The following is a 23,253-nucleotide window of genomic DNA, read 5'->3' as shown; positions in this document are numbered from 1 at the left end:
TTCCAAGGAGACACGCCATGTCCGCCTACGACGTCATCATCATCGGTTCCGGCCCCGGCGGCTATGTCGCGGCCATTCGCTGCGCGCAACTGGGCCTGAAAACCGCCTGCGTCGAAGGGCGCGCCACCCTCGGCGGCACCTGCCTGAACGTGGGCTGTATCCCCTCCAAGGCGCTGCTGCACGCCAGCCATATGCTGCACGAGGCAGAGCATAACTTTGCCGAAATGGGCCTGAAGGGCAAAAGCCCTCGGTCGATTGGGACCAGATGCAGAAGTACAAGCAAGGCACCATCGACAGCAACACCAGCGGCATCGAATTCCTGTTCAAAAAGAACAAGGTAGACTGGATCAAGGGCTGGGCCACGATCCCGGAAGCGGGCAAGGTAAAGGTCGGCGACGACGTGCACGAGGCCAAGAATATCATCATCGCAACCGGCTCCGAGCCCGCCTCGCTGAAAGGCGTCGAGGTCGACGAGGAACGCGTGGTCAGCTCCACCGGTGCGCTGTCGCTGGGCAAGGTCCCAAAGAAGATGGTGGTGATCGGCGCGGGCGTCATCGGGCTTGAGTTGGGCTCGGTCTACGCGCGGCTCGGTGCGGAGGTGAAGGTCGTGGAATACCTCGATCACATCACCCCCGGCATGGATGCCGAAGTCAGCAAGCAGTTCCAGAAGCTGCTGACAAAACAGGGGCTTGAATTCATCCTCGGCGCCGCGGTGCAAAGCACCGAGACGACCAAGACAAAGGCGAAAGTGACCTACAGACTGCGCAAGGACGACAGTGAGCATACGCTGGATGCCGACGCCGTTCTGCTGGCAACGGGACGCAAACCGTTTACCGACGGGCTCGGCCTCGACGCGCTGGGAATCGCCATGACCGACCGTGGCCAGATCGCCGTGGACGACCAGTGGCGCACCTCCGTGAAAGGCATCTACGCTATCGGCGACGTGATCGAAGGCCCGATGCTGGCCCACAAGGCCGAGGACGAAGGCATGGCCGCCGCGGAGGCCATCGCGGGCCAGCACGGCCACGTGAACTATGGCGTCATCCCCGGCGTGATCTATACCCACCCAGAGGTCGCAAATGTGGGTGCTAGCGAAGAGACGCTCAAGGCCGAGGGCCGCGCCTATAAGGTCGGCAAGTTCAGCTTCATGGGCAACGGTCGGGCCAAGGCGAATTTTGCCGCCGATGGCTTTGTGAAGCTGCTGGCCGACAAGGAAACCGACCGTATTCTGGGCTGCCACATCATCGGCCCCGCGGCGGGCGATCTGATCCACGAGGTCTGCGTCGCCATGGAATTTGGCGCGTCAGCCCAGGACCTTGCCATGACCTGCCACGCCCACCCGACCTATTCCGAAGCGGTGCGCGAAGCAGCGCTGGCCTGCGGTGACGGTCCGATCCACATGTAACGGGCGCCCCAGACTTTGGGACAAAGTCTGGACCCAAATCCTCGAAGAGGATTTGCCCGCGCGCGCGTCTCCGTGGCGCGCGCCTACCACATGCTGCGCTTGGCGCGGTCGGGCCAGGCGCTGTCATAGGCCGCACCGCCCTCTGCCCCGGCGGTCATTTCGGCCAGGATTTCGCCAACGCTGGGCAACCCCTCGCTTGCGTCCCCCGCGGTCCAGAGCCCCGCGCGCATCAGCGCCCGGGCGCATTGCGTATATACCTGCGCAATCTCGATCACGATCACCGTCGCGGGCTGGCGCCCGGTCCGCTCGAACCGCGCACGCAGATCGGCATCATCCGTCAGCCACGCACGCCCGTTCACCCGCACAACAGTGTCGGATCCAGGCACCATGAACATCACCGATATCCGCCCGTCCTCCACGATATTGCGCAGGGAATCGAGCCGCTGGTTCCCCCGCCAATCCGGCAGCGCGAGCCTGCGCGGATCCAGCTCCAGCACCACCGGACCATCATCACCGCGCGGGCTGCCGTCGGTGCCCTCCGGCCCGACCGTGCTCAGCACACAAAAGCGCGCCGCCATGATCCACTTGCGATAGAGCGGCGTCAGATGATCCGCCACCTTGCGGGTCGCCGCTGCCCCCGGCGTGCCGTAGAGCGCTTCCAGCGACGCGATATCCTCAATCCGGCGCATAGAGCGCCCCATGCCCCGTCTCTTCGAGCAATCTGTCCGACGCCTGCTCAACCGTCTCCTCGAGCCGCGCCATGAACACATCGCGCGGCAGGCCGGGCGGGATCGGGTCGTGGAATTCGACCACGGCCACACCGGGTCGCCGGTAAAGCCCGCGGCGCGGCCAGAATACGCCCGCGTTCGTCGACACAGGATAGCAATCCTGCCCCAGCTGTTCATACAGCACCGCCGTGCCCACCTTGTAGGGCATGCGCGATCCGGGGCGCGAGCGGGTGCCTTGCGAATAGATCACCAGCTGACCGGGGTCGCGGCGCCCGGCCTCGACCTCCTTGACCATCTGCGCGATCGCCGCCCCGCGCTTGCCCCGATCGACAAAGATCATCTCCATCTTGCGCACGTATTGGCCCAGAAACGGCGCGTAGCGCAGCTGGCTCTTCATGATGAATTTCGACTGGGGAAGCGCGTTGAAAATCATCAGAATATCAAGAAATGACTGATGCTTGGCCGCCACCAGCGCCTCGCCCGTGGGCGGTGTGCCACGCACCTCGCAGCGCAGGCCGACCATCCAGCGCGCGCTCCAGATGGTGAACCGCGCGTAGGCACGGCACCCCGCGTACGCGCCCTGTTTCGACACCATCGCCCAGGGCGCATAGAGCAGCCCGATAATCGGCAGCGAAACCGTGGCGCTGAGCGAGAACAGCAACGAGCGGATCCATTGAACAGCGATCATGAAAGCCCCTCCAACGTGCGGCGCGCGGCGCGCCGCGTGGCCAAAAACGCGACCCCGGCCGCAAGCGGCGGGATCAGCAGCGGCAACAGCCAATGCCAGCCGCGCAACCCCAAACCGGTCAGAAAACTTGCCGTCTCATCGCCGCCCGACGGCATCAGAAGGACGGCCAGCATGCCAAGCACCATGCCACCGCCCGCACCCAACAACGTGCGCAGGGTAAACCGGCGGATAAAGGCATTGGCGATATAGGCATCCGTCGCGCCGACCAGCCGCAGCACGGCGATCACCTGCGCATTGGCCGCCAGCGCAGCGTTGGCCGCGAGCGTCACCATCGCCGCCGTCACCGCCGCGATCAGCAGGATCGACACCGCCCCCAGCGTGCGCAGCCGGTCCGCCGCCTGTACCAGCGGCGCGCGCCAGCGGCTGTGATCGTCCAGAACCGCGCCGGGCACCTCTGCCGCAAGGCGCAGGCGCAGGCCGGTGGCGTCCATCCCCTCTGCCGTCTCGATCACCTCGATCAGCTGCGGCACGGGCAGCGCGTCCAGCGCCAGCCCGTTGCCGAACCACGGCGCCAGCAGCGCTGCCTGCTCTTCGTCGCTCAGCGCGCGGGCCTGCGCCACGCCGCGCGTGGTCGCAAGGATTGCCAGCGCCGCCTCGGTCTGCGCGCCTTGCTGATCCTCGGTAGCGGTGATGCGAATGGTGGCCGACCGGCCCAGCTCGGCGCCCCAGCGTTCGGCCAGACGACCCGCAGCCAACGACAGCGCCAGCGCGAACACCACCAGAAACGCCATCGCGCCCGCGGCAAATACCGTCAGCTGCGCGGTGAACCCCGACGGCGGCACGACCCGGTCGGCCTGCGCATCCTTGGCCACAAACGCGCGCAGCGGATCCAGCACCCGGCTCACAGGTCCGCCCCCGCCAGCTGGATGCGCCGATTGGCGATGCGCAGCACGCGCGCCTGAACATGCGCCTTGGTCGCGCGGATGAGGCTCAGGTCATGGGTCGCGACAAGCACGGTCTTGCCCATGCGGTTCAGCTCGATCAGCAGGCGCAGCAGGCGCTGCGACATCTCCCAATCGACGTTGCCGGTGGGCTCATCGGCGAGGACCACGTCGGGCGACATGATGACCGCCCGCGCCAGCGCCGCGCGCTGCCGCTCGCCCCCCGACAGTTCGGGCGGGCGCGCGTGGGCCCGTTCTGTCAGGCCGACCCAATGCATCAGATCATCCAGATCCTGCCCGGCGGCCTCGGCACTGCGCCCCGAGACATGCAGCGGCAGGGCGATATTCTCTGCCACCGGCAGATGATCGAGGAATTGGCAATCCTGATGCACCACGCCCACCCGGCGGCGCACCATGGCCACGTCATCGCGGCTCAGCCCGCGCACATCGCCCTCGAACAGGCGCACCTGACCCGAAGTCGGCAGCAGCGCCCCGTAGCACAGCTTCATCAGGGTGGTCTTGCCCGACCCGGAGGGCCCGGTCAGGAAGTGAAACGACCCCGGCACCAGCTTCAGCGAGATTTCCGATAACAGCTCGCCACCGCCGTAGCTGTAGGCCACATTCTCAAGTTCGATCACCTGCACACCCCTCGATCGCGCCTGTTGTGCCAGCGCACCGCTCTGCGTTCAACACGCGCAACCGGGAAGTCTGGACGAAATTGCACTTTTCGCACGCAGGCATACACCTTATGCTGCGCGTTAACGAGTGGGTTAATAGGCAAACGGGGCAAAACCGATGCAGCAGGATCGAACATGAGGCTGGTCTGTCCGAATTGCGACGCCCAATACGAGGTGCCCGACGAGGTCATGCCAGTGACGGGCCGTGACGTGCAATGCTCCAACTGTGGTCAGACGTGGTTTCAACACCACCCTGATCACCCCTCTGAGGAGGAGGCGGAGGAGTCTCCGCAGGACGCCCCGGCGGATGAGGAAGTTGCCCCGCCCCCGCCACCGCCGCCCCCATCGCCGCGCGAGCCGGAACGCAAACAACTCGATCCCGCCGTCGCCGACATTCTGCGTCAGGAAGCCGAGGCCGAGCAGGCCGCGCGCCAGCGTGCCCAGCGCGGCGATCCGCTCGAAAGCCAGCCGGATCTGGGGCTGACCCCCGGCCCCGAGGACGAAGGCGAAAAACGCGCCCGCGAAGCGCGCGAGCGCATGGCGCGGATGCGCGGCACCGATCCCGAGGATACAGCACGCGCAACAGCCGCCACCGCCGCCTCTGGCGCGCGCCGCGATCTTTTGCCCGATATCGACGAGATCAATTCGAGCCTGCGTGCAGGCTCCGGCGGGGGCGACGCAGATGCACAACCGCAGATCGAGGCGCCGACCCACCAGCGCAAACGCCGCCGTGGTTTCCGCACGGGGTTTCTGACGGTCATGCTGATCTTTATCGTGCTGGCGACGATCTACATTCTCGCGCCACGCCTGTCTGCGGCCGTGCCCGCGCTGGCCGATCCGCTATCGCGCTACGTGCAGACAATCGACCGGGGGCGTCTGTGGCTCGATGGTCAGGTGCGCGGGCTGCTGCAATCGCTCGACAGCGTGGCCGAAGAAGCGCCCGCCGACGCGGCACAGCCCGCTCCTCCCACCGAGTAACCCCAACGCGCGGGGGTACTCCCCCGCTGCCCTAAAACCGATCCAGCAAGCGCTTGAGATAGTCGCGCTCCAGCTCGGGCCGTTCGGTCTCCCCCGATCGGCGGCGGATCTCGTCTAGCAATTCACGCGCCCGCTCTGACGGGTTCGCCCCCAGATCCGCCTGCTCATCCGTGCCGGTAGCGCCGTTCGTGCCCTGGCTGCGACCCAGCGGATCCTGCTGCTGCGCACGTCGGTCGCTTTCCTGCGTGCCCTGTCCCGGCTGCTGGTTTTGCTGCTGCTCGTTCATCGCCTCGCCCAGCGAGCGCATGCCGTCGCGCAGCGCTTCCATCGCCTGCGACTGGTTGTCGATGGCACCGGGCAGATCGCCCTCGCGCAGGCTCTGCTCGGCCTGATCCATTGCCTCGCCGGCGCGGTCAAGCGCGTCGCGCGCGGCCTCGCCCTCCGGCGTGCCGGAGCCGGGCAGGTTGCCTTGCTGGCGGCTCAGCTCATCGCGCAATTGCTGCTGACGCTCGGCCAATGATTGCTCCGTGCCGCCCTGACCCTCGCCGGGGCGCTGTTCACCGCCGCCGCCCTGTTCGCCCTGCTGCTGGCCGTCCTGCTCCCCCTGGCCCTGCTGGCCCTCGTGGCTCTGCCCGCGGCCCTGACCGCCGTTGCGTCCTTCGTTACCCTGGCTTTCACCGGCCTGCGCGCCGGGGTTGAACTGCTCCTGCAAATCCCGGAACGCCTGATCGCTCAGCCCCTGCTGTTCGCGCAGCGTCTCGGCAAGGCCCTCCATCGCCTGCTCGCCCGGAGACTGGCCCCCTTGCCCCTGCTGGCCCTCGGTGACCTGCATGTTCTCCATCATCTCCTGCAACTCGCGCAGGGCTTCCTCGGCCTCGGCCATGCGGCCTTCTTCCATCAACTCCTGAATGCGGTCCATCATGCGTTGCAGGTCGTCCTGCGTCATCTGCATGGTTTCGCCCTGCTGCTGTTGCTGGCCCTGCTGCTGTCCGTCCTGACGCTCCGCCTGTTCGCGTTGCAACTGCTGCATGTATTCCTCGGTCGCGCGGCGCAACTCCTGCATCAGCTCTGCGATTTCCTCGTCCGAAGCGCCGTTTTTCATCGCCTCGTTCAGCCGCTCCTGCGCGCGCTGCATCCGCTCGCGCGCGTCGTCCAGATCGCCGATCTCCAGCTCCAGCGCCAGATCCCACATGTCCTGCGCGATGTCGTCCTGAATCTCCGGGTCAAGGCCGTAGCGCGCGTGCGTCTCCAGCCGCGCGATCAGACGCCGCAGGCGCAGCGCGGTCGTGTCGGATCGAAAGATATCCTCTGGCAGATAGCCGACAGCCCGCATCACCTGCGCGGTCTGCGCAAGGTTCGTACGGCTCCACAGAATGTCGCGGCGCATCTCGATGATCGCCGCCGCGGTCGGATCGAAAAAGCGCCGCCCCGGCAGCACCATCTGCGTCGGCGCCGTCTGGCCCGCCTGCTCCGCCGCGTCCAGCGCCGTCATCGCCACGGTCACCGGCAGATTGGCCCAGGGGTGCTGGCTGAAATCGTCGATCAGGTTTTCCTCGAACGCCGCGCGGTCGCCAGCGATGGGCAACGGCAGCGGCACGGTGATCTCCGGGCGCGGTTCGGGATCCACAGTCAGGCCGTAGCGCCGATCGACCGACACCAGATCCAGCGTGATCACCGCCTCGCCGGCCTCCACACCATAGTCATCCTTGGCCGCGAACGGCAGCCGCATCTCCCCCATCGCGGACACTTCCGGCGCCCCGAGGATCGTGATTTCGGGCGCCTGATCCTCGATCACCGCGATATCCCACGCGCGCCCGCCCGGCCCGTCAACGGCGAGCGTGCCGCCCTGATTGACCCGGAAATCGAACGACATCTGCGGCGGCGCTTCGGGATCGGCCTCTGCCACCCGCCCCGACACGCTTTCGCTGACCTCCAGCGCGCCCACCTCACCGTAAAGCCGAAGCGTGATCAACGTGCCAACCGGCAGATCCAGCGCGCCAGCGTCCAGATCGGCCAGATACAGCGTCGGCTTGCCGGTATAGCGCGGCGGCTCCGCCCAGCCTTCCCACACGGGGCCATTGGCCAAGGCATCGCCGCCGCCGCGCGCCATGTCATCCACCGTGCCGATCCGCCAGACAGAGCCAAAAATCAGCGCCATCCCAAAGGCCAGCACCGCCACATAGCGCAGCGCATAAGGGTCGCGCGACGAGACCCGCAAATCGCCCGGCACCGCCTCGGCCGCCGCCGCCCGCTCGGCCATGCGCCGTTTGTGTGCCCGCCACACGGCCATCGACGCCGCATCGCCGTCGCCAATCGCCGCGTCATCCATCAGCGCCGTGATGGGCCGTCCCGGCAGGCTCTCATCGAGCCGCAGCATCGCATCGACGCGCGTGGGCCGCACCCAGGACCGTGCCGCATAGACCACCGCCCACAGGATGCCCGCCACCGTCAGCCCGACCGCAGCCCAAAGCCCCTCGATCGGCAAAACCTCATGCAGCCCCATCATCACCGCCGCCAGCGCCAGCAGCACCACCGCCATCAGCGGCCACAGCGCGCGAACGGCAACTTCGGCGCGCATCCCCCAAAGGGTGCGGCGCACGGGACCTTTCAAACGGTCAAGGCTGTGCTTGAGATCTTTGGGCGTGAAGGGATGCATCGCGGCGCCTCGTTGGTTTGGCAGAGGCGCGAACCGCCCCTAAAGCCATTCCGGTATGGTATCGCGATTTATCATTTCGTCAAAGGTCGGGCGTGCGCGGATAACCGCGAATTGATCACCGTGCACCAGCACCTCCGGGATCAGCGGACGGCTGTTATACTCGGACGACATGACCGCGCCGTAGGCGCCCGCACTGCGAAACGCCACCAGATCGCCCGCCGCCAGCGGCACCATGTCGCGCCCCTTGGCAAAGGTATCGCCCGATTCGCAGACAGGCCCGACAATGTCATAGGGCGTTTTTTCGGTGCCCGGTGCCGCCTCGATCACCGGAATGATATCGTGATGCGCCTCGTACATCGCCGGGCGGATCAGATCGTTCATCGCCCCGTCGAGGATCAGAAATTCGCGGTCCTCGCCCTCTTTCACATAGATGACCCGGCTCACCATCAGCCCCGCATTCCCCGCGATCAGCCGTCCGGGCTCGATCTCGATCTCACACCCCAGATGCCCCAGCGTGCGCGCGACCATCGCGCCATAGTCGCTCGGCAGCGGCGGCGCCGCGTTGCCGGTCTCATAAGGGATGCCAAGCCCGCCCCCCAGATCCAGCCGCGTGATGCTGTGTCCATCCGCGCGCAGCTGCTCTGTCAGCTCGGCCACCTTGCGATACGCCAACTCAAACGGCGCCAGATCCGTCAGCTGCGATCCGATGTGCACATCGATCCCGATCACCTCGACCCCCGGCAGGGCAGCGGCCATCGCGTAGACCTCGCGCGCGCGCGCGATCGGAATGCCAAATTTGTTCTCGGACTTGCCGGTGGCGATCTTGGCGTGGGTCTTGGCATCGACGTCCGGGTTCACCCGCACGGTGATCGGGGCCACCATCCCCATCTGCGCGGCCACATCGCTCAGCACCTGCATCTCCGGCTCACTCTCGACGTTGAACTGGCGGATCCCGCCCTCCAGCGCCACGCGGATCTCTCCCGCGGTCTTGCCCACGCCGGAAAACACGATGCGCTCACCGGGGACGCCCGCGGCCCGCGCCCGGCGGTATTCGCCCTCGCTCACCACATCCATGCCCGCCCCCGCCTGCGCCAATGTGCGCAGCACCGCCTGATTGGAATTGGCCTTCATCGCATAGCAGACCAGATGCTCCATCCCCTCCAACGCCTCGTCGAAGGCGCGAAAATGGCGCAGCAACGTCGCGGTGGAATAGACGTAGAACGGCGTGCCCACGGCCGCGGCAATCTCGGAAATTGCCACGTCCTCGGCAAAAAGCGCACCGTCACGATAGATGAAATGATCCATGCTTCATTGTGCCTCAAATACGCAAATCCCGCCCTAGCGAACGGGCGCGGACCTCAGGAACAGATAGAGCGGCAAGCCGCAGCTCACCCCAATACAGAAGGTCGCGGGAATTGCAATCAGCGCGCCCCAGTTGCGCCGCACCGCGACCTCGGCCACGATCCAGACCGTCAGCGTCACGGCGGCAATCGTCAGATCCCACACAAGGCCGGAGGCGGCGGCGTTGACGTGCCACGCATCCACCATCGCCATCAGATCCCAGCCGTTTTCCTGAAACCAGCTGACAAAATAATACATCGGATGGATCGCCCCCCAGATCGCAAGGGCGAGATAGATCAACCGCAGTCCAGACATCAAAACCTCCTGAGCACGCCCACGCTCACATCGCCCGACACCGTCACGCCGGGCGTGGTGACCGACGGCTGCTGGCGCGGAGAGACGTAGTCCGGATCGGGCTTCGGCCCAGTGCACGCGGCCAGCAAGAGAACGACCGCCAGCGCCCTCAAAATCCCAGACCCACGGTCAGCGGACCCTTGCGCACGCCCACGGTGCCACCGACGCCAAGGCCTGAAGGCGACAGCGTCACGTTCACGCCTCCCGCGGGCTGCACCGGCTCCCCATCCACGCCGCATGCGGCGAGCGTCACGAGGACCACGATCAAAAGAGGTGTCTTCATCCAAGGATCTCCTGCCACCGGGCAATCTGCGCGCGCACCTGCGCGGGCGCCGTACCACCGTAGGATATCCGCGAGTTTACCGAGTTTTCCACCCCAAGCACGGAGAATACATCCTGTGTGATCCCCGCGTGCGCCGATTGCATCTGCGCCAGCGTCAGATCCGGCAGATCACAGCCCTGCGCCTCGGCCATCGCCACAAGGCTGCCGGTGATGTGATGCGCCTCGCGAAACGGCAGGCCCAGCACGCGCACCAGCCAGTCGGCCAGATCCGTCGCGGTCGAAAACCCCGATCCGGCGGCGGCGGCAAGGCTGTCGCGGCTGGCGTTCATGTCGCGAACCATGCCCTCCATCGCGGCCAGCGCCAGCATCAGGTTGTCGGCAGCGTCGAAGACCTGTTCCTTGTCCTCCTGCATGTCCTTGGAATAGGCCAGCGGCAGCCCCTTCATCACCATCATCAACGCGACATTGGCGCCAAAGATGCGGCCCACCTTGGCGCGGATCAGCTCGGCCGCGTCGGGGTTTTTCTTTTGCGGCATGATGCTCGACCCGGTCGAAAACCGATCCGACAGCTGCACAAACCGGAACTGCGCCGAGGACCAGATCACCAGCTCTTCGGCAAAGCGGCTCAGGTGCATGGCGCAAATCGACGCCGCCCCGAGGAATTCCAGCGCAAAATCCCGGTCGCTCACCGCATCGAGGCTGTTGGCCGCCGGGCGGTCAAATCCCAGCGCCTGCGCGGTCGCGTCCCGGTCGATGGGAAAGGACGTGCCCGCCAGTGCCGCCGCCCCCAGCGGGCTTTCGTTCATCCGCGCGCGCGCGTCGCGCACCCGGCTCAGATCGCGGCCGAACATCTCGACATAGGCCATCATGTGGTGGCCCCAGGTGACGGGCTGCGCGGTTTGCAGATGGGTAAAGCCGGGCATGACCCAGTCGGCCCCACGCTCTGCCTGATCCAGCAGTGCCGCGATCAACGCCAGCAGCGCGCCCTCGGTCGCGTCCAATTGATCGCGCACCCAGAGTTTGAAATCCGTGGCGACCTGATCGTTGCGCGACCGGCCGGTGTGCAGACGGCCCGCAGGCTCCCCGATGACCTCCTTCAGACGCGCCTCCACATTCATGTGAATGTCCTCAAGGGCGGTAGAAAACGCAAACTCCCCCGCCTCGATTTCTGACAAGACCGTGAGCAGCCCTTCCCGGATCGCCTCCGCATCGCTATCCTCGATGATGCCCTGTGCGGCCAACATCGCCGCATGGGCACGAGAGCCTGCAATATCCTGGGCCGCCATCCGCTTGTCGAACCCGATCGAGGCATTAATTGCCTCCATGATCGCATCGGGCCCGTCGGCGAACCGGCCGCCCCACATCTTGTTGGAAGTCTTGTCTGTCATCGTCTTGTCCTGCGGAGGATTTCATGAAGAAAATCGGTTTAGGCGTTCTCTATACGGTGGCGGCCCTCGCCACCAGCCCCGCGCTGGCAAGCGACGCAGACCTCATCACGCCGCTGATCGCGGGTGACATGAAAAAACTCGCCGTGCATACCCCGCCCAAGGCCACCTCCGGCGCCCCGTTCGAGTTGGCCGATGGCGCAGGCAAGGCCACGCTGGAGGACTACCGCGGCAAATACGTGCTGGTGAACTTCTGGGCGACGTGGTGTGCACCGTGTCGCAAGGAAATGCCGCATCTGTCAGAGCTTCAGGCCGAACTCGGCGGCGAAAATTTTGAGGTGCTGACCATCGCCACCGGACGCAATTCGCCCCAGGGCATCCAGAAGTTCTTCAAGGAAACAGGCATCAGCAACCTGCCCCGCCATCAGGACCCCAGGCAGGCGCTGGCCAGCCAGATGGGGATCTTTGGCCTGCCAATCACGGTATTGATTGATCCAGAGGGGCGCGAAATCGCCCGTCTGCGCGGCGACGCCGATTGGGCCTCCGACAGCGCCAAGGCCATCATCAAGGCGCTGAGCACACAGGATACGAGCGGCTAGGCCACCCCATGCGCTGACAGAATTTCACAGAAATTCTGGTCCCAAAATTTCCCCGAAATTTTGCGCCCGCGTCAGGCGGCGTGGCTGAGGATCGCCGCCTCGGAGGCCGAAAGCGTGCGCCGGGCGTAGCTGCCGTAGGTGTGCGGATCGAACTCCAGGCCGGGGTAAGCCGCGACCAGACGCGCGCGGTCCTCGGCGTCCAGCGTCTCCAGCGCGGCGGACGCCGGGTGAAAGCTCTCGGTTTCGACGCCATTGGCCCAGACCACCTGATGCTGATCCAACAGCACGTGGATATAGGTGACCTCGCGCAGGCTTGTATCCACGGTGATCGTGCTGCCGTTGATCAGATCCTTCGCCGTCACCAGCACTTCGGGCGTGTTGAAAAGTGACAGCGCCTGCGGTCCCTTGATCAGAAGCCGGTGTTCCGGCGAAACGAGTAGATCCTGATCGGGCCGCGCCATTCCCAGCGCGTCCCCGGCAATGCGCACCGGGCGCAGGTAGGGCATCGCAAACAGCCGCGCCCCGCTCATGCGGCGCTGTCCGATCCAGTTGAGCGGTTGCAGGCCGTTGTCCTTGGTCTGCACCAGATCACCCTCGCGCAGGGTCTCGATCGGCTCGACCCCGTAGGCGGTGCGGATCATCGTGCCGGGGGTGAAACAGATCACGCCGCCTTGCTGCGGCGCCGCCGTGTCCGTCGCGCTGACACCCAGCGTATGGTGCACGATCCACAGATCACAATTGCGCGGCGGCAACTCGTTGAGAAACATCAGCAAGGGCTGCGCGCCCCCGCCCACCTCGATCAAGGTCACGCTGTAGCTTTTGCTGCCGTCGGTCACGACAAAACTGTTGTCCATCAGCGGCGCATCCGGCGCGCCCTTGGCCACCGCCTGCGCGGCACCCGGTTCGAGCGCCGCCCCAACCAACCGGTGCACCATGCGCGCCGCGCGCTTGCGCAGCTCTTCCGCCCCGTCCGCCTGATCCAGTCGCAACACATCCGACGGCCCGTCCACGCGCACGGCGTCCCCACGCCATGCCCATGCGGCACCCACGCTCAACGACTGCACGGGTGCGGCGTCGAGCCCATCGATTTCTGTTTGCGACCAGGAAATGACGAACGTGCCCTTAAAGCCCGTTCCCATACTGTCCGCCTGCCTCAGTTTTATTTTTTTATGAGGCCGACGCTAGCAAAGACGATTCCCTGTGGAAAGCGTGAAAATCAGGTTTCTGCGGTATGTTGCACGACGGCCCTAATGTGGATAACCGCGCTTAGAAGCTCAGGTTGATGCGAAACGATCCGATGACCTGCCCCTCGGTCTGCGCTTCGAACTCTTCGCCCAGATAGGTCAGCCCGTAGAACGCCGAGGCCGTGCGCCCCTGCCAATGAACGCCCGCGCGCAGGCGGTCCCGGCTGTCGGTCAGCTCGAACCCGTCGTCATCCGGCAGATACTGGCTGTCCGCGACATGGGCAAAATCCGCGCCAAGAAGAAAGGAAAACCCCGTCGGGTCTGCGTTCTGGATCACCCGGTAGCGGTGGCCCGAAACACTCTCGCGCACCAGCAATTCCCCCGCACCCACGCCGCCAAAGGTCAGATCGGCGCCGGCGCGCACCATGGTTTCCGCGCCCGCGCGCGCCTCGACAAAGGGCCGCAGCGTGAGGTCCGGTGACAAGGTCAGCGTGCGGCCCATTTCGGCCACGAGGGTCGGATGCACCCCGCTGATCTGATTGTCGAGCACCGCGCGCGAGGGCTCACGCACGCCAAGCGCCTTGTGCACCTGCCGTTGCAGGCTGCCCAGCCCGGTGCCGGAGCCGGTCAGGACCAGATCGGCGCCCAGCGCGGTCTCAAGCCCGTTCCACTCAAAATGCGTGTGCACCCCCGCCGACAGCGCGCCGACATAGCGCCGGTCACCGGCCTGCGGGCGCTCCAGATTATCCGGTGCAATGATCTCTGAGCTGAGCCGCAGCTCGATCAGATCGCCAAAGCCGGGTGTAAGCGCACCGTTCCAATCGCTGCCCCACACCCGCGAGGACGTCCACGATCCGGTGCGCCAACGGTCCTTGCCATCACCGAAATAATCATTGCTCATCAGCCGGCCGTAGCCGAGGCGGTCGCGCTGCTGCGCGTCGACGCTCGCGGGGGTGAGAAAGCTGACACTGGCCGCGACGGCGGCAGCTGCAATATGGCGAAACATCGTTTATTCCCGACTATGATCGCCCCCCAGCGGCCCTCCGTCTAGCGCGCGGGGCGCCGCGGGGACAAGGCGTTCGTGCCACCCGGGCGCAGATCCCCGCCGCCTGCGCCTTTGAGGTCACGGTCGCGGTGCAATCCCTGCTGACCCGTCCCGCGCGCCATGCTACGACCACCTGACACCACCGGGGAGAGCACCGCATGAATATCCTGTTCATCATGTATGACCAATTGCGTTTCGATTATCTTGGCTGTGCCGGGCATCCGCATCTCGACACCCCGAATTTCGATCGCGTCGCTGCAAAAGGCGTGCGGTTCACCAACGCCTACGTGCAATCCCCGATCTGCGGGGCGAGCCGAATGTGCACCTATACCGGACGCTATGCCTCAAGCCACGGCGCGCAGTGGAACGGATTTCCCCTGAGGGTGGGCGAGCAGACGCTGGGCGATCATCTGCGGCGCGCTGGCATGGGCTGCTGGCTGATCGGCAAGACGCACATGAAGGCAGACGCCGAAGGCATGGCGCGCCTTGGCCTTGCGCCCGACAGCGTGATCGGCGCACGGCAGGCGGAATGCGGATTTGACGTGTGGGAACGCGACGATGGCCTCTGGGGCGAAGGGCCGGACGGGTTCTACGACGAAAAACGCTCGCCCTATAACGAATACCTCAAGGCGCAGGGCTATGACAGCGACAACCCCTGGGCGGATTACGCCAACGCCGGCGTCAGCGATGACCAGATTGCTTCAGGCTGGATGTTCCGCAACGCCGATAAACCCGCCAACATCCGCGAAGAGCATAGCGAGACACCCTGGCTCACCTCGCGCACCATCGATTTCATCGATCAGGCCGAAGGGCCGTGGTGCGCGCATGTCAGCTATATCAAACCGCATTGGCCGTTTATCGTGCCCGCCCCTACCACGCGATGTACGGCCCCGAACACGTGCCGCCAGCGGTGCGCGCGCAGGCGGAGCGGGAGGATCCGCATCCCGTCTTTGGCGCCTACATGGGCAACAAGATCGCGCAGGCCTTCAGCCGCGAAGAGGTCCGCAACAAGGTGATCCCGGCCTATATGGGCCTGATCAAGCAATGCGATGACCAGCTAGGCCGCCTGCTCGACCATCTTGAAGCCACAGGCCGCGACCGCGACACGATGATCGTGCTGACCTCGGATCACGGGGATTATCTGGGCGATCACTGGCTTGGGGAAAAGGATCTCTTTCACGAACCCTCGGTCAAGGTGCCGATGATCGTCCTTGATCCGCGCACGCACGCAGACGCCACCCGCGGCACCACCTGCGACGCCCTGGTAGAAAGCATCGACCTCGCCGCCACCTTCATCGAGGCGGCGGGCGCCAAAGTGCCGGATCATATCGTCGAGGGGCGCTCCCTTTTGCCTTGGCTGCGCGGGGAGACGCCGGGATGGCGAGAATTTGCAATCTCGGAGTACGATTATTCATCCACGCCACAATGCGTGAAACTGGGGCTCAAGCCGCGCGATGCCCGGCTCTTCATGGTGTTCGACGGACGCTACAAGCTGATGCACGCCGAGGGCGGGTTCCGCCCGATGCTGTTCGATCTGCAGGCGGATCCGCAAGAACTCGTCGATCTGTGCAAGGGCGGCGCCGACCACCCGGAACTGCCCCGGCTCTACGACATGCTCGCACAATGGGGGCGGCGCATGTCACAGCGGGTCACACGGTCGGACGACGACATCGAGGCCGCGCGCGGCAAATCCATGCGCCGCGGGATCCTGCCCTTCCTGTGGGACGGATCGGAGGTCGACGCCGAGCTGACACAGAAATACCGGGGCGCCGCGCGGCAGAACCATCTGGACGACACCTGAGCCGCGCGCCTGACTACAGCCTGCCCTCAAGCGCCTGCAGATCCTCCAGAAGGTCCAGCAATCGTTCGAATTTTTCGTCGCCATAAGCCGCGCGCATGCGGGTCACCAGCGCTTGCGCCCGCGCGCTGTGGGTGTCCAGCACCGCCCGGCCCGGCGCCTCGATCCGCACGATGGAGCGGCGGCGGTCGTCCGGATCCTCCGCGCGCGAGATCAGGCGATCATCCTCCATCGCGCGCAGGATTCGCGTAAGGCTCGGCAGCAGCAGGCAGGCGGCGCGCGCGATCGAGTTCTGATCCTGTGCGCCGCCCTCGTCGAGCACGCGCAGCACGCGCCATTTCTGTTCGTTCACACCGCTGTCGGCGAGCATGTCGCGCACCGGTCCCATCACCGTCTCGCGGGCGCGCAGCAGGGCAATCGGCAGCGATCGGTCGGTGGGCCGCAAACGGGGGGATTTGTCGGTCATGCGCAACTATGGGCGGATCGACCCCGCCCGTGCAAGCACTAGCCGCGGCTGAGCGCACTGGCCGCGCGTGCGCGCGCCTCGATCGCGTCCCAATCCCCCGCGCGTACCAGATCGGCGGGCGCGATCCAGCTACCACCCGCCACGGCCACATTGGGCAGGCTCAGATAGCTCTCGGCGTTCTCAAGGCTCACACCGCCGGTGGGGCAGAACGAAATGTCGGGCAGCGGCCCCGCCAGCCCCTTGAGCACCTTGACGCCCCCCGCCCCCTCGGCCGGAAAGAATTTCAGCAGATCGTAGCCGCGCGCGAACAGCGTCATCGCCTCGGTCGCCGTCACGGCACCGGGCAGAAACGGCAGGCCGCGCGCCTCGCAGATGTCGACCAGCGCCGATGGCCCGCCGGGCGAGACGCCAAAGGTCGCCCCGGCCTTCATCGCCGCATCCACATCCGCCTCGCTCACCAGCGTGCCCGCACCCACGCGCGCGCCCTCGACCCCCGCCATGGCGGCAATCACGTCGAGCGCGGCATCGGTGCGCAGCGTCACCTCCAGCACCGGCAGCCCGCCGCGCACCAGCGCCTGCGCCAACGGCATGGCATCGGCCACATCGTCCACGACCAGCACGGGGATGATCGGGGCAAGCGCCGCCAGCTTGCGGGTCTCGATGGATTTGTCAGTCATGGCTCTCAGCTCCCAAAAATACTTGCGCCGGTCTCTGCGGCGCCCACGGCGGCCCGGAACGGCGCGAACAGCTCGCGCCCGGTGCCAAAGGCATTGCCGCTCATGTCGGCGGTCACGGGGGTGCGGTCCAGCACGCCCTCGGTCATGATTTCCAGCGTGCCCGCTCCGGCATCGAGGCGCAGGATATCGCCATCTTGCAGCTTGGCAATCGGGCCACCGTCCAGCGCTTCGGGGCAGACGTGGATCGCCGCGGGCACCTTGCCCGACGCGCCCGACATACGCCCGTCGGTGACCAGCGCCACCTTTTGCCCGCGCCCCTGACAGATGCCCAGCAGCGGCGTGAGGCTGTGCAGTTCCGGCATCCCGTTGGCCTTGGGCCCCTGAAAGCGCACCACGACAATCACGTCGCCGGTCAGCTCACCCGCCTTGAACGCCGCCTTCACCGCCTCTTGGGTGTGGAACACACGTACCGGCGCCTCGACCGTCTGATGCTCGGGCGCCACGGCGGAAATCTTGATCACGGAGGTGCCAAGCCCGCCCGCCAGACGCTTGAGCCCGCCCGAGGATTGGAACGGATCAGCGGCGGGGCGCAGGATCTTGTCGTTGAGGCTGACGGTGGTGCCCGGCTGCCATGTCAGCGTGCCGTCCTTGAGCACCGGCTCTTGGGTGTAGCGTTCCAGCCCGCCGCCCGCGACCGTCTTTGTGTCGGGGTGCAGCAAGCCCGCGCCCAACAGCTCCCCGATCATATAGCCCAGACCGCCCGCCGCGTGAAAATGGTTCACATCCGCCAGCCCGTTGGGATAAACGCGCGCCATCAGCGGCACCAGATCGGAAATCTCGGAAAAATCCTGCCAATCAAGGATGATACCGCCAGCCCGTGCCATCGCAATCAGGTGAATGAGCAGATTGGTCGATCCCCCCGTCGCCATCAGACCGACCATGCCGTTCACGAATGCCTTTTCGGTCAGAACCTCGCAGACGGGGGTATACTCCTCGCCCAGATCGCTCATCGACAGCGCGCGGCGCGCGGCCTCGACCGTCAGCGCATCGCGGATCTCGGCACCGGGGTTGATAAAGCTGGTGGCGGGCAGGTGCAGCCCCATGAATTCCATCAGCATCTGGTTGGTATTGGCGGTGCCGTAGAAGGTGCAGGTGCCCGCCCCATGATAGGCCGCCATTTCGGCCGCCATCAACTCCGCGCGCCCGCACTCGCCTGCGGCAAAGGCCTGGCGCACCTTGGCCTTATCCTCATTCGCCAGACCGCTGGTCATCGGCCCTGCGGGGATGAACACGGCGGGCAAATGGCCAAAGACCTGCGCCCCGATCACGAGGCCCGGCACGATCTTGTCGCACACCCCAAGGAACACGGCGGCATCGAATGTGTTGTGGCTCAGCGCCACGCCCGCCGCCAAGGCGATCACATCGCGCGAGAAGAGCGACAGCTCCATCCCCGCCTCGCCCTGCGTGACCCCGTCGCACATCGCGGGTACTCCGCCCGCCACCTGCGCGGTGCCGCCACCCGCGCGAATCGCGTCCCGGATCAGCGTGGGGTAGCGTTCGAACGGCTGATGCGCCGACAGCATGTCGTTATAGGCCGTCACGATCCCCAGATTACCCTGCGCCCCGGTCGCCAGCGCCTCTTGGTCCGGCCCGGCGGCGGCAAAGGCATGGGCCTGCCCGCTGCACGACAGATGCCCGCGCGACGGACCCTGCCGCCGCGCCGCCTGCATCCGGTCAAGATACGCGCGCCGAGGTCCTTCGCTGCGCGCGACGATACGGTCGGTGATACGGGAGATCTCTGGATGAAGAGCCATGGTCGATCCTTTTTGCCTCAATGCAGCGGTGCGGCGCAATGTTTGCGCTAACACGGCGCACAATAGGGGGTTTCACCCCGATTGCAACGCATCATTGACCCGCTGTCAAATCGTGGCGCTCAGGACAGGGCGGAAAGGGCGCTAAAGGCTTCGCGGTAGGTGTCGATCCGCGCGGCGTAGGCGTCTTGCAGACCCGGCTCCGGCGTGACCTCCCGCGCCAGCGTGGGCAGGGTAAACACATCGCGCTCCCCGCAGGCCGCCATAGCCAGCCGCGCGGCGCCCAAGGCCGCGCCCTGCGCGCCGCCGTCGGGCAGTTTCAGCGTCATGCCCGTGGCCGCCGCAATGATCTGCAACCACGCGTCCGACTGGCTGCCGCCGCCCGCGACCCACGCCGTATCGACCCGCGCCCCCGCCTCCTCGATCACCCGACGACAATCGGCAAAGGCAAAGGCAACCCCCTCGAACACCGCCTGCGTCATCTCGGGCAGGCCGTGATCGCGGCGCAGCCCGATGAAGCTTGCCGACGCCTCGGGCGCATTGTGCGGTGTGCGCTCGCCCGACAGATACGGCAGGAAGGTCACCGGCGACGGCGCGGTGGGCGGGGCGACCAAACCGGCCAGATCGGCCGCGCCCGTCCCCGTCACCTCGGACAGCCAATTCAGGCTATCCGTCGCCGACAGGATCACCCCCATCTGATGCCAGGTCTGCGGCACCGCGTGGCAAAAACTATGCACCGCCCCATCGGTATTGGCGGCAAACCGGTCGGTCGCGGTGAACAAGACACCCGACGTACCGAGCGAGACGAACGCCTCGCCGGGCTGCACGATGCCAAAGCCGCAGGCGGTTGCGGCATTGTCGCCCGCGCCCCCGGCCACGGTCACGGCGCCCACGCCCCACGTCTGCGCCAGCGCCGGGCGCAGCGATCCCGCCGCCGCCGACCCCTCGACCAACTCTGGCATCTGCGCGCGGCTCAGCCCCGTTGCCGCCAGCAGATCCTCCGACCAGTCGCGCCGCGCCACGTCCAGCCACAGCGTGCCCGCCGCATCCGACATCTCCGACATGTGCCGACCCGTCAGCCACAGGCCCACGTAATCCTTGGGCAGCAGCACCTTGGCGATCTTGGCGAATATCTCTGGCTCATGCGTGCGGACCCACTCCAGCTTGGGCGCGGTAAAGCCTGCCATGACGATATTGCCGCCGATCCCGCGAAAATCTGCCCGCGCCTCCAGCACCGCGCATTCCGCCGCCGACCGCCCGTCGTTCCACAGCATCGCGGGGCGCAGGGGGCGGTCGTTTGCATCCAGCAACGTCGCCCCGTGCATCTGGCCCGACACGCCGATCCCCTTAAGCGCGGCAAAACCTTCGGGAGCCCGCGCGCGCAGATCGGCGATTGCCGCCTCACAGGCGCGGATCCAGTCGTCGGGATCCTGCTCTGACCAGCCGGGATACGGGCGCTGCACGCCCAACGCCGCGTGCCCCTCGCCCACGCGCCGCTGCGCGTCGTCGACCAACAGCGCCTTTACCCCGGACGTGCCCAGATCCAATCCCAAATACATTGCCAACCCTCCAAAACCGCACAAACTGGCTCAGCATGATCTCCGAGGCCAGGGGAAGTCCACCGTATTCCAAATGCTGCCCCCCCTGCCTTTCCCGACGCCCCCGACGCAACGCCCCGCGCCGTTGAACGGAAAAACGGCTGAAGAAGAAACGGAACCGAACACCGGGATTTCCTCAAAACCCCTGAGCCACATAGCAAGGCCCCAGACTCCCTCCCCAAACAGCGGTCGGATCACACAGCCCCTGCAGGCGCAATCAACTCCCCGCAGCAAACAAACGAAAACCACCGAAAGCCGCGCTCTCGGTGGTCATTTCATCTGTGTCGAGAAGTAGGCAAACCTCCCGAAGTGTCACGCTCGTTTCAATGCGCAGGCCAATTGCCCGGTCAGCCGCATTTGCTGTGCCCGCAGCTGGCACATGTCATGCAGCCTTCGACCATGCGCAAATCGTACTGCCCGCAACTCGAACACGCCTTGCCCCGCGGCTTTTCCAGCCCCACGACCTTGGCCTGCGGATCACTTTTCAGGCCCAGCCCTTCGCCCGCGATAAAGCCCGTGGCGATCAGGTGCTGCTCGATCACCCCGCCGATGGCCGCGAGGATTGAGGGGATATATTTGCCCCCCATCCACGCGCCCCCGCGCGGATCGAATACCGCCTTCAGCTCTTCGACCACAAACGACACATCGCCACCGCGCCGGAACACCGCCGAGATCATGCGCGTCAGCGCCACGGTCCAGGCAAAGTTCTCCATGTTCTTGGAGTTGATGAACACCTCGAACGGACGCCGCTTCCCGCCCACGATCAGATCGTTCACGGTGATATAAAGCGCGTGCTCACTGTCGGGCCATTTGATCTTGTAGGTCGATCCTTCCAGCTCCTCGGGCCGGTCCAGCGGTTCGCTCATATAGATCACGTCGCCGTGCGGCGCCTGCGGCTCCTCCCCGTCGTGGGAGACGACCTCGGGCGCTTCCTTTTTGTCCTCGCTCACGCTCAGCACGCTGCCGGTCACATCGTTCGGACGGTAGGTGGTGCAGCCTTTGCAGCCCGTGTCCCACGCCTCCATATACACGTCCTTGAACGCCTCGAAGGAGATATCCTCGGGGCAGTTGATCGTTTTGGAGATCGACGAATCCACCCATTTCTGCGCCGCCGCCTGCATTTTGACGTGATCCAGCGGGGCCAGCGTCTGCGCGTTCACGAAATACTCGGGCAGTTCGCGGTCGCCGAATTTGTCGCGCCACATCTGCACCGCGTAATCGACGACCTCCTCCTCGGTGCGGGTGCCGTCCTTTTGCAAGACCTTGCGGGTGTAGGCATAGGCAAACACCGGCTCGATGCCAGAGCTGACGTTGCCCGCATAAAGGCTGATCGTGCCGGTGGGCGCGATCGAGGTCAGCAGCGCGTTGCGGATGCCGTGTGTGCGGATCGCGTCACGCACGTCCTCATCCATCATCTGCATCGTGCCCGACGCCAGATATTGATCCGCATCGAACAGCGGGAAGGCGCCTTTTTCCTTGGCCAATTCCACCGACGCCAGATATGCGGCGCGGGCGATCGCGTGCAGCCAGTCCTCGGTCTGACGCGCCGCCTCGTCCGAGCCATAGCGCAGGCCCAGCATTAGCAGCGCATCGGCCAGCCCGGTCACACCCAGCCCGATCCGCCGCTTAGCCTGCGCCTCGCGCGCCTGCGCCTCCAGCGGGAATTTCGACACGTCGACCACGTTGTCCATCATCCGCACCGCAGTAGCGACCAGCTCGTTGAGGCCATCCACATTCAGCTCGGCGACCTCCTCGAACGGGTCCGTCACCAGCTTGGCAAGGTTGATCGACCCCAACAGGCACGCACCGTAAGGCGGCAGCGGCTGCTCGCCGCAGGGGTTGGTGGCGGCGATGGTCTCGCAATAGCTCAGGTTGTTGGCCTGGTTGATCCGGTCGATGAAAATCACGCCGGGTTCGGCAAAATCATAGGTCGCCTTCATGATCTGGTTCCACAGATCGCGCGCCTTCACGGTCTTGTAGACCTGATCGTCAAAGACCAGGTCCCACGGGCCATCGGCCTTCACCGCCTCCATGAACGGATCGGTGACCAGAACGGACATGTTGAACATCCGCAGCCGGGCGGCGTCGGATTTGGCGGTGATGAAATCCTCCACATCCGGGTGGTCGCAGCGCATCGTCGCCATCATCGCACCACGACGCGAGCCTGCGGACATGATCGTGCGGCACATCGCGTCCCACACATCCATGAATGACAGGGGGCCGGAGGCATCGGCGCTCACGCCCTTCACGTCCGCGCCGCGCGGGCGGATGGTGCTGAAATCATAGCCGATCCCGCCGCCTTGCTGCATCGTCAGCGCGGCCTCCTTCAGCATGTCGAAAATACCGCCCATGCTGTCGGGCACCGTGCCCATCACGAAACAGTTGAACAACGTCACCCGCCGCGCGGTGCCTGCCCCCGCCGTGATCCGCCCGGCGGGCAGGTATTTGAAATCGCTCAGCGCGTCGTAAAACGTCTCTTCCCAGCCGTCCTTGTCTGTCTCCGCCTGCGCCAGATCGCGCGCAATGCGGCGCCAGGTATCCTCGACCGTGACATCATGGGGCGTGCCATCCGGCGCCTTGAAGCGGTACTTCATATCCCAGATCTGCTCGGCGATGGGGGCGGCAAAGGCGGTCATGGC

19 protein-coding genes and 2 pseudogenes are annotated in these 23,253 nt (G+C 65.8%); 4 read left to right on the top strand and 17 right to left on the bottom strand.

The genetic code is table 11. From position 1 onward, the window contains the following. The first annotated feature begins 17 nt into the window (after positions 1 to 17). Positions 18 to 1,405 (top strand): annotated as a pseudogene (gene lpdA, locus KDD17_RS02055) (dihydrolipoyl dehydrogenase). Positions 1,406 to 1,488: 83 nt separating this feature from the next. On the opposite strand, the gene KDD17_RS02050 reads toward lpdA, so the two are convergent. Genes KDD17_RS02050 through KDD17_RS02035 form a run of 4 tightly spaced genes read right to left on the bottom strand, consistent with a single transcriptional unit; the run spans position 1,489 to position 4,400 of the window. After that, positions 1,489 to 2,094: a pyridoxamine 5'-phosphate oxidase family protein gene (locus tag KDD17_RS02050; RefSeq protein ID WP_212705065.1), complete on the bottom strand. Its 606-nt coding sequence runs from the start codon at positions 2,092 to 2,094 to the stop codon at positions 1,489 to 1,491. Next, entirely contained in the window at positions 2,081 to 2,821 is a 741-nt protein-coding gene (locus KDD17_RS02045) for a lysophospholipid acyltransferase family protein (RefSeq protein ID WP_212705064.1), read from the bottom strand. Before KDD17_RS02045 ends, KDD17_RS02050 begins: the two co-directional genes overlap by 14 nt. After that, entirely contained in the window at positions 2,818 to 3,726 is a 909-nt protein-coding gene (locus KDD17_RS02040) for a cell division protein FtsX (RefSeq protein ID WP_254796860.1), read from the bottom strand. The genes KDD17_RS02045 and KDD17_RS02040 overlap by 4 nt, the downstream gene beginning before the upstream one ends. Beyond that, positions 3,723 to 4,400, bottom strand: a complete 678-nt coding sequence (locus KDD17_RS02035) for a cell division ATP-binding protein FtsE (protein ID WP_212705063.1) — start codon at positions 4,398 to 4,400, stop codon at positions 3,723 to 3,725. The genes KDD17_RS02040 and KDD17_RS02035 overlap by 4 nt, the downstream gene beginning before the upstream one ends. A gap of 174 nt (positions 4,401 to 4,574) precedes the next feature. Here KDD17_RS02035 and KDD17_RS02030 point away from each other — a divergent pair, with 174 nt between their 5' ends. After that, positions 4,575 to 5,417 carry a zinc-ribbon domain-containing protein gene (locus KDD17_RS02030; RefSeq protein WP_212705062.1) on the top strand — a complete coding sequence of 281 codons (843 nt, stop codon included), beginning with the start codon at positions 4,575 to 4,577 and terminating at the stop codon, positions 5,415 to 5,417. A gap of 31 nt (positions 5,418 to 5,448) precedes the next feature. Here the strand turns inward: KDD17_RS02030 and KDD17_RS02025 are convergent, their stop codons facing one another. From KDD17_RS02025 to argH, 6 genes are read right to left on the bottom strand one after another with little or no spacing between them, the layout of a single operon-like run. Next, a complete protein-coding gene (locus KDD17_RS02025) occupies positions 5,449 to 8,073 on the bottom strand; it encodes a TIGR02302 family protein (RefSeq protein WP_212705061.1) in 2,625 nt (874 codons plus the stop codon). 39 nt (positions 8,074 to 8,112) lie between these two features. Beyond that, positions 8,113 to 9,378, bottom strand: a complete 1,266-nt coding sequence (lysA, locus tag KDD17_RS02020; protein WP_212705060.1) for a diaminopimelate decarboxylase — start codon at positions 9,376 to 9,378, stop codon at positions 8,113 to 8,115. Between the two features lie 33 nt (positions 9,379 to 9,411). Next, positions 9,412 to 9,729, bottom strand: a complete 318-nt coding sequence (locus KDD17_RS02015; RefSeq protein ID WP_212705059.1) for a DUF2834 domain-containing protein — start codon at positions 9,727 to 9,729, stop codon at positions 9,412 to 9,414. Continuing rightward, positions 9,729 to 9,881 (bottom strand): hypothetical protein, encoded by a 153-nt coding sequence (locus tag KDD17_RS02010; RefSeq protein WP_212705058.1) that lies wholly within the window; start codon positions 9,879 to 9,881, stop codon positions 9,729 to 9,731. Before KDD17_RS02010 ends, KDD17_RS02015 begins: the two co-directional genes overlap by 1 nt. Then, complete coding sequence (locus tag KDD17_RS02005) at positions 9,878 to 10,051, bottom strand: hypothetical protein (RefSeq protein ID WP_212705057.1); 174 nt, start codon at positions 10,049 to 10,051, stop codon at positions 9,878 to 9,880. The genes KDD17_RS02010 and KDD17_RS02005 overlap by 4 nt, the downstream gene beginning before the upstream one ends. After that, positions 10,048 to 11,439, bottom strand: a complete 1,392-nt coding sequence (argH, locus tag KDD17_RS02000) for an argininosuccinate lyase (RefSeq protein ID WP_212705056.1) — start codon at positions 11,437 to 11,439, stop codon at positions 10,048 to 10,050. Before argH ends, KDD17_RS02005 begins: the two co-directional genes overlap by 4 nt. Before the next feature lie 23 nt (positions 11,440 to 11,462). Here argH and KDD17_RS01995 point away from each other — a divergent pair, with 23 nt between their 5' ends. Next, complete coding sequence (locus KDD17_RS01995; protein WP_212705055.1) at positions 11,463 to 12,035, top strand: TlpA disulfide reductase family protein; 573 nt, start codon at positions 11,463 to 11,465, stop codon at positions 12,033 to 12,035. A gap of 71 nt (positions 12,036 to 12,106) precedes the next feature. Here the strand turns inward: KDD17_RS01995 and KDD17_RS01990 are convergent, their stop codons facing one another. Both KDD17_RS01990 and KDD17_RS01985 read right to left on the bottom strand, forming a co-directional pair. Beyond that, the gene (locus KDD17_RS01990; RefSeq protein WP_212705054.1) at positions 12,107 to 13,174 is read right to left on the bottom strand and encodes a Hint domain-containing protein; all 1,068 of its coding nucleotides are present in this window, start codon (positions 13,172 to 13,174) and stop codon (positions 12,107 to 12,109) included. A gap of 127 nt (positions 13,175 to 13,301) precedes the next feature. After that, complete coding sequence (locus tag KDD17_RS01985; RefSeq protein WP_212705053.1) at positions 13,302 to 14,225, bottom strand: lipid A-modifier LpxR family protein; 924 nt, start codon at positions 14,223 to 14,225, stop codon at positions 13,302 to 13,304. 197 nt (positions 14,226 to 14,422) lie between these two features. Here KDD17_RS01985 and KDD17_RS01980 point away from each other — a divergent pair. Beyond that, a pseudogene (locus tag KDD17_RS01980) lies at positions 14,423 to 16,065 on the top strand (sulfatase-like hydrolase/transferase). Between the two features lie 13 nt (positions 16,066 to 16,078). On the opposite strand, the gene hpaR reads toward KDD17_RS01980, so the two are convergent. The 5 genes from hpaR to KDD17_RS01955 all read right to left on the bottom strand — a co-directional run bounded on the left by hpaR (position 16,079) and on the right by KDD17_RS01955 (position 23,250). Beyond that, a complete protein-coding gene (hpaR, locus tag KDD17_RS01975; protein WP_212705052.1) occupies positions 16,079 to 16,528 on the bottom strand; it encodes a homoprotocatechuate degradation operon regulator HpaR in 450 nt (149 codons plus the stop codon). A gap of 38 nt (positions 16,529 to 16,566) precedes the next feature. Next, positions 16,567 to 17,205, bottom strand: a complete 639-nt coding sequence (locus KDD17_RS01970; protein ID WP_212705051.1) for a bifunctional 4-hydroxy-2-oxoglutarate aldolase/2-dehydro-3-deoxy-phosphogluconate aldolase — start codon at positions 17,203 to 17,205, stop codon at positions 16,567 to 16,569. 5 nt (positions 17,206 to 17,210) lie between these two features. Then, the gene (edd, locus tag KDD17_RS01965; RefSeq protein ID WP_212705050.1) at positions 17,211 to 19,019 is read right to left on the bottom strand and encodes a phosphogluconate dehydratase; all 1,809 of its coding nucleotides are present in this window, start codon (positions 19,017 to 19,019) and stop codon (positions 17,211 to 17,213) included. 119 nt (positions 19,020 to 19,138) lie between these two features. Next, complete coding sequence (xylB, locus tag KDD17_RS01960) at positions 19,139 to 20,575, bottom strand: xylulokinase (RefSeq protein ID WP_212705049.1); 1,437 nt, start codon at positions 20,573 to 20,575, stop codon at positions 19,139 to 19,141. Between the two features lie 386 nt (positions 20,576 to 20,961). Beyond that, entirely contained in the window at positions 20,962 to 23,250 is a 2,289-nt protein-coding gene (locus KDD17_RS01955; protein WP_212705048.1) for an adenosylcobalamin-dependent ribonucleoside-diphosphate reductase, read from the bottom strand. Positions 23,251 to 23,253: the final 3 nt, after the last annotated feature.

This window comes from Sulfitobacter albidus (assembly GCF_018200035.1).
Taxonomy (GTDB): domain Bacteria; phylum Pseudomonadota; class Alphaproteobacteria; order Rhodobacterales; family Rhodobacteraceae; genus Sulfitobacter; species Sulfitobacter albidus.
Note: the sequence above shows the minus strand (reverse complement) of the source record. Positions and strands in the feature narration are given on the sequence as shown.

What these genes read in the sequence shown, in the direction of transcription:
- KDD17_RS02025 (WP_212705061.1), bottom strand. Translation starts at nt 8,073, where the DNA reads ATGCATCCCTTCACGCCCAAAGATCTCAAGCACAGCCTTGACCGTTTG.
- xylB (WP_212705049.1), bottom strand. Translation starts at nt 20,575, where the DNA reads ATGTATTTGGGATTGGATCTGGGCACGTCCGGGGTAAAGGCGCTGTTG.
- KDD17_RS02015 (WP_212705059.1), bottom strand. Translation starts at nt 9,729, where the DNA reads ATGTCTGGACTGCGGTTGATCTATCTCGCCCTTGCGATCTGGGGGGCG.
- KDD17_RS02045 (WP_212705064.1), bottom strand. Translation starts at nt 2,821, where the DNA reads ATGATCGCTGTTCAATGGATCCGCTCGTTGCTGTTCTCGCTCAGCGCC.
- edd (WP_212705050.1), bottom strand. Translation starts at nt 19,019, where the DNA reads ATGGCTCTTCATCCAGAGATCTCCCGTATCACCGACCGTATCGTCGCG.
- KDD17_RS02030 (WP_212705062.1), top strand. Translation starts at nt 4,575, where the DNA reads ATGAGGCTGGTCTGTCCGAATTGCGACGCCCAATACGAGGTGCCCGAC.
- argH (WP_212705056.1), bottom strand. Translation starts at nt 11,439, where the DNA reads ATGACAGACAAGACTTCCAACAAGATGTGGGGCGGCCGGTTCGCCGAC.
- KDD17_RS01990 (WP_212705054.1), bottom strand. Translation starts at nt 13,174, where the DNA reads ATGGGAACGGGCTTTAAGGGCACGTTCGTCATTTCCTGGTCGCAAACA.
- KDD17_RS02005 (WP_212705057.1), bottom strand. Translation starts at nt 10,051, where the DNA reads ATGAAGACACCTCTTTTGATCGTGGTCCTCGTGACGCTCGCCGCATGC.
- KDD17_RS01985 (WP_212705053.1), bottom strand. Translation starts at nt 14,225, where the DNA reads ATGTTTCGCCATATTGCAGCTGCCGCCGTCGCGGCCAGTGTCAGCTTT.
- KDD17_RS01995 (WP_212705055.1), top strand. Translation starts at nt 11,463, where the DNA reads ATGAAGAAAATCGGTTTAGGCGTTCTCTATACGGTGGCGGCCCTCGCC.
- lysA (WP_212705060.1), bottom strand. Translation starts at nt 9,378, where the DNA reads ATGGATCATTTCATCTATCGTGACGGTGCGCTTTTTGCCGAGGACGTG.
- hpaR (WP_212705052.1), bottom strand. Translation starts at nt 16,528, where the DNA reads ATGACCGACAAATCCCCCCGTTTGCGGCCCACCGACCGATCGCTGCCG.
- KDD17_RS01970 (WP_212705051.1), bottom strand. Translation starts at nt 17,205, where the DNA reads ATGACTGACAAATCCATCGAGACCCGCAAGCTGGCGGCGCTTGCCCCG.
- KDD17_RS02050 (WP_212705065.1), bottom strand. Translation starts at nt 2,094, where the DNA reads ATGCGCCGGATTGAGGATATCGCGTCGCTGGAAGCGCTCTACGGCACG.
- KDD17_RS01955 (WP_212705048.1), bottom strand. Translation starts at nt 23,250, where the DNA reads ATGACCGCCTTTGCCGCCCCCATCGCCGAGCAGATCTGGGATATGAAG.